At 32.3% G+C, this 15,820-nt stretch carries 14 protein-coding genes; 11 read left to right on the top strand and 3 right to left on the bottom strand.

Features of this window, described 5'->3' with window-relative positions:
- Positions 1 to 94 precede the first annotated feature (94 nt).
- Positions 95 to 2,650, bottom strand: coding sequence for a DUF4214 domain-containing protein (locus tag H6622_17985; GenBank protein ID MCB9063419.1), 2,556 nt, complete (start codon positions 2,648 to 2,650; stop codon positions 95 to 97).
- A gap of 198 nt (positions 2,651 to 2,848) precedes the next feature.
- Between H6622_17985 and H6622_17990 the strand changes: the two genes are divergently transcribed.
- From H6622_17990 to H6622_18010, 5 genes are read left to right on the top strand one after another with little or no spacing between them, the layout of a single operon-like run.
- Positions 2,849 to 3,724, top strand: a complete 876-nt coding sequence (locus H6622_17990; GenBank protein MCB9063420.1) for a hypothetical protein — start codon at positions 2,849 to 2,851, stop codon at positions 3,722 to 3,724.
- Positions 3,718 to 4,005: a hypothetical protein gene (locus tag H6622_17995; GenBank protein ID MCB9063421.1), complete on the top strand. Its 288-nt coding sequence runs from the start codon at positions 3,718 to 3,720 to the stop codon at positions 4,003 to 4,005. The genes H6622_17990 and H6622_17995 overlap by 7 nt, the downstream gene beginning before the upstream one ends.
- A gap of 6 nt (positions 4,006 to 4,011) precedes the next feature.
- A complete protein-coding gene (locus tag H6622_18000; GenBank protein MCB9063422.1) occupies positions 4,012 to 5,406 on the top strand; it encodes a hypothetical protein in 1,395 nt (464 codons plus the stop codon).
- The gene (locus tag H6622_18005; GenBank protein MCB9063423.1) at positions 5,403 to 6,161 is read left to right on the top strand and encodes a hypothetical protein; all 759 of its coding nucleotides are present in this window, start codon (positions 5,403 to 5,405) and stop codon (positions 6,159 to 6,161) included. Before H6622_18000 ends, H6622_18005 begins: the two co-directional genes overlap by 4 nt.
- Entirely contained in the window at positions 6,151 to 8,169 is a 2,019-nt protein-coding gene (locus tag H6622_18010) for a HAMP domain-containing histidine kinase (protein MCB9063424.1), read from the top strand. Before H6622_18005 ends, H6622_18010 begins: the two co-directional genes overlap by 11 nt.
- Here the strand turns inward: H6622_18010 and H6622_18015 are convergent.
- Positions 8,166 to 9,167, bottom strand: coding sequence for a ketoacyl-ACP synthase III (locus H6622_18015; GenBank protein MCB9063425.1), 1,002 nt, complete (start codon positions 9,165 to 9,167; stop codon positions 8,166 to 8,168). The genes H6622_18010 and H6622_18015 overlap by 4 nt on opposite strands.
- A 94-nt stretch (positions 9,168 to 9,261) precedes the next feature.
- Positions 9,262 to 9,477: a 50S ribosomal protein L32 gene (rpmF, locus tag H6622_18020; protein ID MCB9063426.1), complete on the bottom strand. Its 216-nt coding sequence runs from the start codon at positions 9,475 to 9,477 to the stop codon at positions 9,262 to 9,264.
- A 145-nt stretch (positions 9,478 to 9,622) separates the two neighbouring features.
- Between rpmF and H6622_18025 the strand changes: the two genes are divergently transcribed.
- The 6 genes from H6622_18025 to H6622_18050 all read left to right on the top strand — a co-directional run bounded on the left by H6622_18025 (position 9,623) and on the right by H6622_18050 (position 15,817).
- The gene (locus H6622_18025; GenBank protein ID MCB9063427.1) at positions 9,623 to 10,144 is read left to right on the top strand and encodes an AAA family ATPase; all 522 of its coding nucleotides are present in this window, start codon (positions 9,623 to 9,625) and stop codon (positions 10,142 to 10,144) included.
- 38 nt (positions 10,145 to 10,182) lie between these two features.
- Entirely contained in the window at positions 10,183 to 11,631 is a 1,449-nt protein-coding gene (locus tag H6622_18030) for a hypothetical protein (protein ID MCB9063428.1), read from the top strand.
- A 14-nt stretch (positions 11,632 to 11,645) separates the two neighbouring features.
- Positions 11,646 to 12,791 carry an alanine racemase gene (alr, locus tag H6622_18035; protein ID MCB9063429.1) on the top strand — a complete coding sequence of 382 codons (1,146 nt, stop codon included), beginning with the start codon at positions 11,646 to 11,648 and terminating at the stop codon, positions 12,789 to 12,791.
- A 17-nt stretch (positions 12,792 to 12,808) separates the two neighbouring features.
- On the top strand, positions 12,809 to 13,615 hold the full coding sequence (locus H6622_18040; GenBank protein MCB9063430.1) for an ABC transporter permease: 807 nt from the start codon (positions 12,809 to 12,811) through the stop codon (positions 13,613 to 13,615).
- A 1-nt stretch (position 13,616) separates the two neighbouring features.
- A complete protein-coding gene (locus H6622_18045) occupies positions 13,617 to 14,369 on the top strand; it encodes an ATP-binding cassette domain-containing protein (protein MCB9063431.1) in 753 nt (250 codons plus the stop codon).
- A gap of 71 nt (positions 14,370 to 14,440) precedes the next feature.
- Positions 14,441 to 15,817: an MCE family protein gene (locus tag H6622_18050; GenBank protein ID MCB9063432.1), complete on the top strand. Its 1,377-nt coding sequence runs from the start codon at positions 14,441 to 14,443 to the stop codon at positions 15,815 to 15,817.
- Positions 15,818 to 15,820 lie beyond the last annotated feature (3 nt).

A 15,820-nucleotide genomic window follows, 5' to 3' on the forward strand; every position in this document is an offset into this window, starting at 1 on the left:
GGTTTCATTCAGCGGTCGACTTGTAACCGCAAATCTTAACTACTGCAATTAAGTATTAAAACTTTTTTTACATTTTTTGATCATGCATAGGTAGTTATTCTTTGTTCAAATCAAAGCGTTCATACAATCTAATGAATTCATCAGAGAATATAAAGCTATTTGCCAAATGAGTTCGATCAAATCCATGATCTAATTGATCTACCCACCAATTGATACCAGCTTCATCACCGTCACGATTTAAAATTTTACGATACATGGAAATGACAAATAATCTATTGTTTAATTTTGACAGTTGAGGCTCTTTTATTGCTGGCCCCATGAATTTTGAAAAAAGTAATTCTTTCGAGAGATCATTATTACGAACTTCACTTCTCCAATAATTCAGTCCGGCCAAATCTGGATCACGCCCGAGAAATTGTTTGTACAGTATATTTATTATAAAATCATTTGCGCCATTTGGTCTGGGAGTAGGATTTTTTTCTTCACCTGTAATATTAAACATATCTATAGAATGAGGTCTATAGTGATGATTTAAAATATCTAATTGTTCAAAACTATCTTTTCTCAAAGATTGTGAAACAGTCTTCCCATTTTGTGTATCTAGAACCTGCAATAATAGCAAGTCATTAATGTTTTTATTTGTAAAAGTCGCCTGAATAGATCCATAGACTACCTCTCCAGGTTTCAGAAATATTTCTTTAATTTGATAATTAGAATTTTCAGAAATAACTTCGTCCAATTTGGGGTCAAACTTGAAATTATCATGGGCCCAAGCTGAATTTTTAGGATGTACTGATCTGAGATAAAATTTTGTTGAAGGGCATGAATCTTCATGATTATTAGCAATGAGAATATGCCCATTTCTAGTTTCATTTGCTTGGAGATTAGAAGTGTTCATCGAAAAAATGACTGTTGGTGGAACTTCACATTTATCTTCAATAATGCATCCTTTTGAACCTTTCGTGCATTTTTGTACATTTGTACTCAAAGATCTTTCATCAAATATTTTTCCCTGATAGCTTGAGATAAGGTAAGTTTTATATTTAGAATTTCCTGAATAATTGGCATAAGGTAGATTGAAGACAAATTTTTCATTGATTGATAAGTCTTGATGAATATTTTCAATTTCTTGGTCAATATCAGGAGCATTTTCCCTAGACTCTAGAATAAAGCTGAAGTCTTCTGAGCGACAATTACCCGCATAGCTTGGTGATATATCTAACCTAACATTTCCAAATCGTTTCTGTGAATAAAATTCCGAGTGTTCAATTTCTACTCTATCAAGACCAAATATCAGACAACCGTCATTGAAAATATCATCGTCATCTACTAATTTGCCATTTACTCTTAAAATGGCCCTTCCTTGCTCTGGTGAGTAGGATATAAACTGCACTTTCATTTTTTTGTCTAGTGGATTTACCCAAACTTCACCTGGTCGAATGAGATCAACAAGTAAAGATGAGGGAACATTTCCATCTGCAAATTGGTTTTTTAAGTGAACAGAAATTACTCCTAGATATTTCTTTTCTAGTCCATCAGTTCCTTTTTGTGAAAGATCTCTTTGGCGCAAACTAAAAATTAGGTTTCCATAAATATAGGCCGTAGCAGATTGATGAAGATCTGGATCGATTGTCATTGAATAAAGTTCATTGTCTCCTTGAGAGAGAATCTTTAGGCCGTGATTTGGATTTAGTACATTCAAGTTAAGTAATTTCACAGAGTTCATAGTTAAATTTGAGGCACTATTACTCATTAAACATGAATAGTCCGCATATCTTGCTGAAAAGTCTTCTTTTGTATACTTGGCATCATCCCCAACATCTAAACCAGAATGACCTAATCCAAGAGAGTGTCCAAATTCATGGGCCGCCACTTGAGGCCATGTGGATATTGAAACAATTGGAGGTGAAACAGGGTCTTTGTAACTTGTTCGATTGGTAACTCCAATCCAGCCACAACCATTACCTTTGCTACCACCAGGGGTAAACGTTATGACACGGAAATATTTTTTCGAACTAACCTTTTCTATGTATTTAATCGCTGAATTTCCATATCCACTCCAACCAGAACATCCAGGATAGTTGAAATCATTTTTCATCTCATAAACATCATCTTTTGAAAGATTTATTTTTATTCTCCCCCAAGTTGAGACTTCAATCATTGCTTTAAAATTTTCAATGAATTCATCATTTATGGCCTCTCTTGCAAATTTCCGGTCTTTGTAAGATGTAACGACTAGTGCAACATTTATATCCATTTCGTCGATGTTCTCTAAAGAGTACACAGGTTTTGAATTAGATAATTGTCTTATGCCTTTTACAATAACCGTAGAAAGTCCTATTTTGTTATCAAAGTTAATAGATCTAAAATCTTTATTTTCAATATTTAAAATAACTTTTTGATTAATAGATAATGTATCTAAAATATTTTTAGATATACCTGATTTTTCAAGATCAATCATTTGGCCATCAGGCATCTCTACAGTGTATAGAGAAACAGATTGATCAGGTGAATCGCCATCAACTATTGTTTGTCTAAGAGTCCCTTGAGTCTCATAAAAATCCTGATTAATAATCTCAGGTTTGTTTTGTTGTACGTCTTTACAAGAGGTTAAGAGTCCAAGAATATGTAAAACTAATATTAATTTCATATTGATGCTCTTTGTTTCAAATTTGTTATTCATCAATCGGTAATCAAATTAAGAACATTAGTGACAGCAGAATTTCGAATCTTTAAAAGAGATTGGTAAATATAAAGATTACAAAAAATGTTACTTTTTTATTTAGAGAATTGGCATTTTTTGTATTTAATGTTAGCTCTGTAGTTGTTAAATAAAGTGAGGTAATATTTGGAAACAGCTAATACTAAATGGATAATGGGTTCAAATAGTGTTCCAAGAATTGCCTTAATTGATAGCAAGTGGAAAAAGACTTCAAAAAAAAATTCTATCAAAGAATTATTGAAAGATACTAATATTTCAAAGTATGAAAAACTTATTCTCGATAAACCAATTTTAAAAAAGCTCAAGAATTTTTTAAATGATGGAGAAAAACCATTTGGAAAAGTTGGAGTCGATGGAAAGTTTATAGAGATTAATGAAGATATTTTAAAAACTAATCCAAATATACAAAACGAATTTATCAAATCAAAAGATTTGCTTTTTAAAACGAGCAGTTGGATAACAGGAATTGAGGATATTGTCGTTTCAGAAATAGTTCCATTAACTCTAACAACAGATTCATATAAAGCAGGTTTTAGTTCACGTGTCGTAGAAGGATTAATTTTTTACGCATTTCCCCTTAAAGCTGATTTTAAAACAGTTATAGATTTTGCAATTGATTATGCCCACGAAATTGGTCATCAAGTTCTTTTTCGATATCAAATGGCCAGTGATGTTTTTGAAAACAATTTTCATGAGAAGCTAGTCTATAGTTCAATTAAAGGAACTAAAAGACCGGCCATCATGGTATTTCATGCCTTATTTGCTCTTTCTTATATGAAAGTTGTATCAGCTGAAATCTTTAAATATGGGGAAATTTCAACACAGCAGAGAAAATATACATTACAGATCTATAATGATGTTTGTTCGATGTTGGACGAAACATTGGGGGCGATGGTGTCAGAAGTACCTAGCTTTACCAAAATGGGAAAAATTCTTTTTAATGAAATATCTATGATTAAAAATATTAATTATCATTTAAATGAAGGAGAGACATTATGTTGAAAAAAATGATTTCGTTACTCATGGGAGGATTATTTCCATTTATTTCTACAGCTGCAGAAGGAGATTATGATTCAGAAAATTTTGATACTTTCGAGGATCAAGTTCTCACAATTACTGAAATTAAATTTGAAAATGGACAAAGGTTAGAGATTCCTAAAGGTGTTACTTTAAAAGATCTCTACGAAGACAGTGAATTTATGGAACTGTATGAAAATTTATCGGGAGAAACACTTTCACCTGAATCTCTTGATTCGCAAGCTGCAGTCATATTTATGCAATAGAATTTTATGTATTTGAATGTTTTATTTTTGTTATTAATTTTTATTAAAGCACAGGCCTTAGAATACCTAAGACCTGCTCCTTTTTTGAAAGTAGAAATTCAACCTTCTAAGGCCGTAGATAATGTGAGTTTTAGTTTACTCACTTATCTACATAAACAATTATTCAGTCTCAATGATGAAAACATTCCTATGCCAGTTTTAGTTAACGATTTTAATGTGAGTAACGATCATAAAATCTTCGAAATATATTTGGGAAATTTTAAATTCAGGTCAGGGAAAAAACTTCAAGCAAGTGACGTCAAATATACCATAGAAAATTTTATTGAAAACAAAGTTGTGAACTGGGAGAAAATGCTAAACATTGATGAAATTAACGTAGATGATATAAACAACATTGTTATCTTTAAATTAAAGCAATCAGATACCAATTTTTTATACAAACTAACTGACCAGAGACTTTCAATTATTTTTGAGGGAATGACTAAAAAAGACGGACTTGGAGATTACAAAATTGTAAAACTAGATGAGAATGAAGTTATTTTAGAAACAACAAATCAACTTAATAAATTTGATAAAATTATTTACAGAAAATATTCTAAGAAAAAGGCGATCGAACTTTTTAAGTCTGAAGTACTATCAGATCTCGTTTTATATCCATTGGAAGAAAGTGAAATTCAAAACATAAAAAATTATGCTTCTTTGTCCAGATATCATAACCCAAGAACATACGCTATATTTATGAATTCGAGAATATTGGACATAAAACAAAGGAAAAAAATTTCAGAATTTTTTGATTCAAGACATATTGTAGAAAGCTGTTTACCCCAGCAAAAAAAGGCCAAGTTTCTCATTCCTCCAGGTTTTAAAGGTCATATGGAAGGAGATATTAACCCTATTTCTCAAAAGAGAACTTGTCCAAAAATTAAAGACATTGATATCTACATTCCTAAAACTATACAAGGTGAAAAGTGTTTGGTTGAATATTTTGCAAACTTAAGCAAAAAGTGCCCAAATTTAAAATCAAAACTAGTAGACTTCACCGAGATAATAAATCCATGGATTAAGAACAAGCTAGCTGTTTATCTTGGATATATTGAGGGTGAACAAGCAGAGGATATATTTTCTCATTTTCTTAATAATTCATCATTTTTACTTGGAATTGAAAATGATTATATTATGAATAATATGATTGATAGGTTTCATTCAGAAATGAGTGGAATAAAAAAGGATCTCATTGCTCAAGATATAAATAAACATATTGATGAACTTAAGACAGTAATTCCTCTTTTTTATGAAACAATGTTCTATGTATTGAGTAAAAAGTATTTTCCTATTGATGTTGGGATTAGAGCATCCACAATGGTTAATGTAAATGAGCTTAAACTAGTGAAAAAAATATGAATATTTTGAAAACATTAATTCTAAACGAAAAAAAATTATGGGGAAAATTAGGGGCAATTGATCTCCATATAGACGGACTTCAGGCCCAGGCGAGTAAAGAAAAGAATAAACTTCCTTTTCTTAATTTGGCCCTACCCTTTGGTGATTCTTTTGAATATTCTAAGAAAAATCTTCAGGATCTACTAGAAACCTATGCTCAGTATGAAACAGATCCCTACGTTATAAAAGAATATTCAGATACATTTAAGACCCTTGCAACAGAGGACTTAGAATATTTTATGATGAATTATAATCATCTCTTTCTTGATAAAAAAAATGATTTTGATGATTACTCAATAATTCCAACGGACAATTTACTCGAATTTGCTCAGACAGTACAAAAAGGATTTGAATTTCCTGAAACATTTACTGATTCATTTTATCAACGTATGCAAATAGCTGCGTCCAAATTAGATGCAAAATATTTTTTATTAAAAAATCATAAAAAAACGATTGGCTGTGTTTCTTATTTTAGGATAAATAAATCTGACTTATACTATGGGATGAACACTTGTATTTTTAAAAATTATCGACGTCTGGGGTTAATGTCCTTTCTATTAATTGAAACAATTCGAAATTTAAAACAAAATGTATATTTTAGCACGAAGAACGAAAATATGAAAAAGCTATTTTTAAAAATCGGTTCGATATCTTCTGGAAGATTCCTCATTTATAAGGCCCGCGATTTATTAGAATCCAGTTTGTATGTTAAATAATTCTAAAAATAAAATATTCACAACTTTAGTGATTAGCTTAATTAGTTTTTCGTTGCTCATTTCAATTTATATCTTTGATCAACTTACTCAAAAAAAACAAATTCTTAAGATCTATGAAATAACTCTTGGCCAACTTGCAAATAATCTTTCATTTCCTCTGAAAATGAAAAATGCAACGGCCATAAATTCATTAACATCAAAATCTTTTTTTAATCTTAGATCTAATTATATAAAAGTTATGTCTGATGAGGTCATATATGCTGAGAAAGGTTCAGTGGATATTTGTAACCAAAACCAAATATTGATGAAAGATATAACCTATTCAAATAAAAAAATAGGACAAGTGATAGTTTGTTATCAAGAAAAATCAAAATTGTTTTCTATAAGGACCATCTTGCTAATGTCTTTGTCTTTAGTATGTATTGTAGGTGTTTACTTGGCCTTAAAACTTGTTAACAAATCCAATATACGACCTCTTGTTGAATTTGTGAATTTTGTAGATAATATTGATATAGATAAACTCGATCTTCCTCCAAGGCCTAAAAGTTCATCACTTTCTCTAGATATTGGAGATCTGTATTCTAAATTCGAAGAAATTTTTAAACTGCATAAAATAAATAAAGAACATCAACTTATCGTTGAAAAACAAAAAGCTGAATATAGAGTTTCAAGACAAATAGCTCATGACATAAGATCGCCTCTTGCTGCTTTAGATATGGCCATAAAATCAATGGGGGATGATAATTCAGAAATTCATGGAATTATAAATTCAGCAGTAGACCGTATTCATAACCTTGCAAATAACTTATTGAAAAACAAAAGTATACAAAAATTAGATACGATTGAACATTTTCAAGTGGCAAAAGTTTTAAAAAATATTGTTTCTGAGAAGAAAGTTGAGTACATGAATAGAAATGATATAAAAATCAATTTTAAAATTGGCCCTGGAGGATATGACTCATTTACAAATATTGATCAATTTGAGTTGTCTAGAATTGTTTCAAATTTAATAAATAATTCAATAGAGGCCTTAAATAAGGATAAAATTCAAATTGAAATCATTCTAACCTCTCATTCAGCAACATCTGTAGATCTTCTTATTATTGATGATGGTGTAGGAATAAAAGAAGAAAATTTAAATAAGATTTTTAGAAAAGATGTGTCTATTGGTAAGCAAAATGGAAATGGACTTGGGTTATTTCATGCAAAAGAAGTCTTAAAAAATGCAAATGGGAAAATATACATTGAATCTACTTTTGGAGAAGGAACAAAGGTTCATCTAGTTTTACCAAAAATTGACTCACCAAAAACATTTGTTTCTGAAATCTATATTCATAACGATTTTAAAATTGTCGTTATTGATGATGATGTGTCAATACATAATGTATGGAAAAATAAATTTCAAAATGAGTTTCTTTCTTTTACAAATATAATTGATTTTACAAATTGGTATAATGAAAAATCAAAAGATGATTATCTATTTCTGTTTGATTATGAATTTTCAAATTCTAAATCTAATGGATTGAACACAATTTTAAATTTAGGACTTCAAGAAATGAGTTTTCTTATCACTAGTCACTTTGATAATAAAGATATTCAAAATATCTGTGATCAAAATGGAATAGGTATAATTGATAAAAGCATGATTCCCTATATACCCATTCACAATTTAGACCGAAATCAAAAACTCTTAAAGACGAATATTTTACTAGATGATGATCCTCTTGTTCGTATGGTTTGGAAGATTCAGGCCAAAAAGAATAATCTTCCATTTGTGGAATTTTCAAATAAGGAGGATTTTTATATTGCAATATCAAGTTTTGATAAAGAATCTACAATCTATATCGACTCAGAATTAGGCCAGGGAATAAAGGGTGAGGAAATTGTTGAAGATATTGCTCAGATGGGTTTTCAACATATTTTCCTAACAACTGGGCATGACAAATCTCATTTTGGCGAAATAAAAGGTTTAACAGATATTCTAGGTAAGGGTGCACCTTGGGCCTAGTAGCGAATAAGAGCTGCTGCAGAAGTTAGTCCTGCACCAAAAACTGTAAAAAGAATAAGATCCCCTCGCTTAATACGTTTGTCTTCAATGGCCTCATGGAGTGCTAGAGGAACAGTCGCTGCTGAAGTATTTCCATATTTTTCGATATTAACTATAACTTTTTCCATCGGAAAATTTAATAACTTTGCTGTTGTTTCAATTATTCTTCTATTGGCCTGATGTGGAATTAACCAATCTATATCAGATGGTGTAACCTTTGCTTCTTCACAAACATTTCTCGCATTTTCAGACAACGTTCTAGTTGCAAACTTAAAAGTATCCTTACCTTGCATATGAATCAAATTTAGACCTTGAGCAAGCGATTCACTTGTCGTTGGATTAATTGCTCCACCGTGAGGGATCTTTAAAAGTTCAAATCCACTACTGTCTGAACTAAGTTTGGTGGCCAAAAACTCAGAAGAGTCATTTGAATCGGTACTTGCCTCTATTATTGCAACTCCACAACCATCACCAAATAGAATACAAGTTCCTCTATCTTCCCAGTTTACGATTCTACTAAGCATATCCGATCCAACCACAAGAATTCTTTTGTACATTCCGGATTTAATCATTGAGTGGGCCATCACGGCCCCATATAGAAAACCTGAACATGCTGCAGATATGTCTATGCATCCACATTTATTTGTCATACCTAATTTTGATTGCAGATTTGATGAAGTATTTGGCATTTGATAATCAGGAACTGTTGTAGCTAAGATGATCATTTCAATATCATCTGGAACAAGATTTGCTTTTTCCAAGGCCATTTTGGTGGCCTTTAGTGCTAGGTCTGAAGGAAATTCACCACCATTAGGATTACTGATTCTACGTTGATGGATACCCGTTCTCTCAACGATCCACTCATGAGAAGTCTCAACTTTTTGAGCTATTTCATAATTTGATAGAATTTTCTCAGGAAGTCCGATACCAGTCGAAATAATTTTAGTCTTTATAGTCATCTTGACTCCTCCTGTTTAAAGAAAAAATATCCATATAAAAAAGCCCAGATTGAATTAAATTCAAACTGGGCCCATATTAATTTGAAAAAAAAATTTATTCTTCAGTTGTTTCTTCTTCCTCTCTGTCGGCCTTAGTTTCAAAGATCTTAACACCTTTGTACCAACCAGAAGGAGAAACTCTATGTCTTAAAGTAGGTTCTCCAGTTGTAGGACATGCAACAACATTATTATTTGCGTATAGTTTGTGGTGTTGTCCAGCTCTTCTTTTACCTTTTCTTGACACACTTGAACTTTTCTTTGGAACTGCCATAATTCACTCCGCTAATACAGTAATTTAAAAGAATACAGAAAACATTCAATACGTTATTATCTACAGAATCGCAAGGGTTTTATCTTGCAAAGCGATGCACAAGTTGAAATAATCGATCTATATTTACCAGAGGTGGGTTATATCGGTGCAAATTGAAATTGTTTACATTTGTGGATTTATGGGGTGCGGAAAAAGTACTTTGCTCAAACATTTGAAATCCGATAAAGAACTTTTTTTAGTAGATTTAGATGATGAGATTAAAAAAGAACTCGATTCTCTATTCGGCGAAGACGAGTTGGGTAACCATATTAGAAAAATAGGACTTGCAAAGTTCAGAGAGATAGAAACCAATGTACTTGAAAATATAGACTTAGATCCTAAAAAAGTGAATATTATTGCACTTGGAGGCGGAGCGTTGGAGAAGAATAGTGATTTCATACTAAATCATAAATCCTCGTGCTTAGTTTGGATTAATACTCCGTTTGAAACCTGCTATGAACGGATTAAAGATGACTTGAATCGTCCACTCGTTTCTTCTAAAGAAGAGCTCAAAAAGCTTTACCTCAGTCGACTTCCACTTTATGAACGATCCAACCTCATTTTAGATGAAACACAATCAAAAAGTATTAAAACTTATGATGAGCTTAAGTCTCTTTTGCCCAATTGATCAAAAAAATTTATACTACTCTCTGATGGAGGGGTTTTATGGAAGAATTAACAGTGGCCATTCTCATTGAAGATCTTAAAATGGCCAGGGATATCTCGGCCATTTTTAGAAAGGTGGGCATCGTACCATCTATTTTTACTGACCTTAAAGAGTTTTGGGAACGTGCTTTAAATTCTTTGCCATCCCTTTGTTTAGTCCATGTCGAATTAATGAGTGATGGCCAAGTCTCTTTGGCGCACCATCCATGTGTTAAAAGTGCCGAACTTCCCGTGGCCTTCCTCTATGATGCTCAAAGTTCTCCTTTATTACATTCGACTTTTGAAGTCTTCAATTTAGGATTGATCAATTTAGATTTCAGGTTAAGTGGGCAGATTAAATCACTTCTTAAAAGATTTAATTATCTTTCAAAAACTGAAATGAAGGCCACAAATTTAAAAATTCTTAACAAAAAATTAGATCATCAATTAAACGCCCTAAACAAAGAACTTCAAGACAAGAATAAAAAAGAGTTTTTTATAAACCAACTTAATAATATGATTAACTCTTTAACAGAACTAAAACTGGAGTCTAATTTTTATGCAAATTTGGCCAGTGTTTTAGACTCAAATAGTGATATTTCTACATATTCATTTTATATACCATCTGCTGGAGGTCATAAACTAATTAGTCCTCAAGTTTCTGGAAAAAAAATGAAAACTCTTCCATCCCTATGGCTGGAATCTCCTAATGAAAATGAAATAGATAATATTGCGATGGAGCTGTCTTTACAAACTGCGTGTGATATTTTGGGTGGAGAGTTAATACAATTAAATATCAAGGATAAAAATAATAATGTTGTACTCCTTATGTATATAAAAACAGTTACTGAAGAATATTTTCAATTATTTCCTTGGATTGAATTAGAAACTTATTTAAGTGCTTATTTAAGTTATTTTGAAAACGATTCAAAATCCAATAGAAACAAAATGCAAATTTCTTTTTTTGATTTTATTCATTTACTTGATGATAATTTTTATACTCAAGAGTTTAATGCGAATGAAGATTTATTTATTGTAATAGATTTTAAAGTTTTAATAGAATCAACAGATCAACAGGTTCAATCACGATTTTTTTGGGGACAATTTTATAGAGAGATAATGTTAAGAATTGAAAAGGTCCTTACGATGAAATGTAATATTTCAAATTACGGAAATAGATTTATTACTATTCTTGTTGAAGAAGAAAATTCTGAATCCTGTTTTGAAGTATTAAAAAAAGTTACCCAGAGTTTTCCTTACTGGAAATATTTTGAAGATAGCGATCTCGTTTTGGGTAAAGAACTAAATCCTATCGTCAGATTTATCCCAACTTCCTATGAAGCATTCAAATTGTACTTAAAATCTAATGGGGAAACTTATTTAAGAGCAAATTATCCCTCCAAAGAGGGTTTTCAAGTTCCAACTCCTAATGATAAGTTGATTCAAAGAGAGAGATCTCCTTTGTTATAAAAAGTGGAGAGTTTGTGGAGAATATAGCTGGACGAGAGGGATCATTTTTTGAAGTAGATTTATCCCTTCTGAAGGAAAATTTTAAAAAATTGCAAAAAATTGCACCTAAGAAAAAAATCATTTTTATGGTTAAGGCCAATGCCTATGGACATGGGGCCATACCTGTTGTGGAATACTGTGTAACCGAACTAGGAATTCGAGAATTTGGAGTGGCAACAATTGGTGAAGGATTAGAGTTAAGGTACAACTTAGAAGACTTAGAGTTTGAGATTTATCTTTTTTCTGAATTTGATCTTAAAAATAAAAAACATATCGAAAGAGTTTTAGATAAACGCTTGATTCCTGTTATTTCAAATTTTAATGATTTAAAACTATTTATCGAAAACCCACAATTCAAATACTTTCCGTTATTTCTTAAATTTAATACAGGAATGAATCGACTTGGTATCTCAAGTGAAGAATGTGATGAGGTCGTAAAATATTTAAAAGCAAATGATCGAACTGAGATCTTTCACCTTTGTTCTCATTTCGCTTGTTCTTCTCAATCATATAAAAACAAAAGCAATCAAAGACAAAACGAGACGTTTAAGAACATTAAAGCAAAATTTGAAAGTGATGGACTAAAAATATTAAACTCTTCACTTTCAAACTCTGGTGCGATTGAACAAAATTTAGGAATGGAAGAAACACATATTAGGCCTGGACTAATGCTCTATGGGCCTTCATCTCTGATTGATTCCATTAGAAATACTTCACCGTGGAAAGGAAAAATAATTTCAGTATTAAAAGCACAGGTGTTGAAAAAAACTCAGATGAAAAAAGGCGACCCAGTGGGTTATGGTGCAACACCTTTGCCATGTAGCGGAACATTATTAATTATTGCTTTGGGTTATGGTGATGGATTTAGTACCCTCTATCAGTCAGTTGAACTTTCTTGTGGTGAAGCAATAGGAAAAGTTGCTGGACGAGTTAATATGGATATGGCACAAATTATTTTCCCCGAAGGTTCTACAAATTTACCTGAAGTAGGAGAAATCTTTAATGTTTGGGACCATAATCCTGAAAGTCTTTATCGAATTTCTTCTCAAAGAGGTACTATAACGTACGAGTTGTTTTGCGAAATTGGACAACGAGTCCCTCGGGTATATAAAAAATCTTAGCTTAATGTGAGGGGTCTTTGGCAATTTCATTAGCAAAAAAAGGGATTTCTTATTCTGTAAATAATCTAGGGAAGATGATTATTTCGAATATCAACGGAATTGGTGATATCACCTCATTTATGATGAAATGTTTGTTTTGGACAATTAGACCTCCATTCAAACCTAAACTTTTTTTTAAGCAACTCTATTTTATAGGAAATAAAAGCCTCTTTATTATTCTATTGGCCGGCTCTTTTACAGGAATGGTAATGGCCTACCAGACTTATTTTGGCTTTAAAATCATCTCTGTTGATTCTCTTGTTGGACCTGTTGTTTTTCTAACTCTTGCTAAAGAACTTGCTCCCGTCCTATCTGGTCTTATTGTTGCTGGCCGGGCCGGGGCCGCAATGGCCGCTCAAATTGGTTCCATGAAGGTGACTGAACAGATCGATGCTCTTGAAGTAATGGGAATTAATTCTATCCAATACCTTGCTGTCCCTAGAATCTGGGCCGGAACGTTGGCCCTGCCAATGCTTTCTGTTATATATCTTTTTATCGGAAACGTAGGCTCTTGGGTAATTGGAACTAAAGTTCTCATGATTGATGAGGAGCTTTTCTTATCAAAACTCGGCGAGTTAATGTTTATTGAAGATTTTTACCAAGGAGTAATTAAATCCTTCTTTTTTGGTTTTATAATTTCATTAATTGGAACATATTTTGGATTCAAAGTAGAAAAAGGTGCTGAAGGTGTGGGGAGAGGTACTAATTTAGCAGTTGTGTGGGGGATGATAGTGGTCCTCATTTTGGATTATATATTAACAAGTTTTCTCATTAGGATTTTTTAAGATGTTAGATTTTGAAAACCCTGCTGTAGAGCTAGTGAATCTTACAAAAAAATTTGGCAATCTAACCGTTCTTAAAAACCTAAATTTTAAAGTTCCTAAAGGGAAGATCGTCACAATCTTAGGATTTTCTGGTGCAGGTAAATCGACATTACTTAAACACCTTTTAGGACTTCTTCATCCTACCGAAGGCCAAGTAAAAGTTCTTGGACAAGATTTGGAGAATTTATCAAAATTGCAATTAAGAGAATTTCGTAAAAATTTTGGTATGGTTTTCCAATATGCTGCTCTCTTTGATTCGTTAACGGCTTTTGAAAATGTCGCTTTCCCGATGAGAGAATTCACAAATATGAGTGAATTACAAATTAAAAACAAGGTTAAAAACCTTTTACTGAGTGTAAATATAGAAGAGGATTTTTTTTACAATCTTCCATCTGAACTATCTGGGGGAATGAGAAAAAGGGTGGGGTTAGCTAGGGCGTTGGCACTTAGTCCTAAAGTAATGCTATACGATGAGCCTACTACTGGATTAGACCCTATTACAACTCATGCAGTAAATAACCTAATAATAGATATGGCCCAAATGCATAAAGAAGAAAATATGACATCAATTATAATTTCTCACGATGTAAGGGCATCATTAAAAATATCTGATTACCTGGCCTTTTTAAATAAAGGTCAAATAGTCGAATATCTCCCAGTCGATGAGTTTATAAAATCAGAAAACCCTTTAGTGAGAGAGTTTCTTGAATTATAATTTGGATTCAGAGTGTTATAACACCACTTATTTCTTGTTTAATTCTTTGAAAAAAGATAAAAATATGTTGCATGAATGAATTTAAAGTTGGACTCATGGCCATTGCAACAATGATTGCTGCGGTCTTTATGTCCTTGAAAATTACGTCAAATCAATCTGGCTTTGGAGAGTATGTAACCTATAAAACAATACTCACAGATGCCTCGGGTATATTTCCAAAGACTCCAATTAAAGTTGCAGGTATTAATGCTGGAAGAATTAAAAAAATTGAATTAGACAATAATGAAGCCTATGTTACTTTTGAAGTTCTAAAAAAAGTGCCCGTAAGTGAGGGTTCAGTACTTAGAATAAAGACAGTCGGCTTTTTGGGAGATAAGTTTCTTTCAATTCATATGATTCCTGGTAGAGCAATTTTAAAAGAGGGATCAATTATACCTTCAGAAGATGCACCAGGCATCAACAATCTAGTTCAAGAAACAACCGATATACTTGTAGATGTTAAAGAAGTTGTAAAATCCTTGAGAGAGGCCATGGCCCCGGCAGATGGGCCAAATCCAATAAAAGAGATATTATCAGATTCAAAAAAAGTCGCTGAAAATTTTAAGGCAGTTTCTATCAGTCTGAAAAACATCTTTGAAGATGAACATAAATATAAGGATATTGTGAGTAATTTCCAAAGAGTTTCAGAAGAGCTTGCTTATCAAGTTGATTCAAAGAACTCTGATAGCTTTATGAGCGATATCAAAGGTATTAAGGGTGTATTAGCAAATTTGGATGAGGCCTCGAAGTCTGCTAACGAAATCATCGCAAATATTAAGAATGGGAAAGGTACAATTGGTAAATTACTGGTTGAAGACAAAATTGCAGATGAAGTTTCTGCCACATTGGCCTCAGTTCAACGGGTTGTGGGAAAAGTGGATGAGATTAGAACAAATTTATCAGTTTTTATTGGTGGAAGTAGTGAACAGGGAAGTGCAACGGATATTGATTTAGAAGTATGGCCTTCTCCGGAGAGGTTTTATAGTTTGGGAGTTTCTAACTCAGAATATGGGATTGCAAATATTAAAGAAACGACTACGACTGTAGATGGAGTGAGTACAACAGTTGAAACCAATGAAAGGAAAAAGGATGAATTCAAATTCAATATCCAATTAGGACGGAGATTTAATAATTGGTCATTGCGAGGTGGGCTTATTGAATCTAGTGGTGGTGTAGGGGTAGATTATTATCAAATAGGTTGGGGAAGTAAGTTTTCATTTGATGTTTATGACTATAGAGATGGAATTGGGCCAAACCTCAGACTATCTTCGCAGATTAGGCTTTGGAATGTTTTTTACGGAAAGGTTGCATTTGAAGACATGATTGCCGATACTAGAGGTATAACTTTAAGCGCAGGGCTTAATTTCACGGACGAAGACTTAAAGGGTATACTAGCTTTTTTCTTCTAGGGA

It is taken from the genome of Halobacteriovoraceae bacterium (assembly GCA_020635115.1).
In the GTDB taxonomy this organism is placed as follows: domain Bacteria; phylum Bdellovibrionota; class Bacteriovoracia; order Bacteriovoracales; family Bacteriovoracaceae; genus JACKAK01.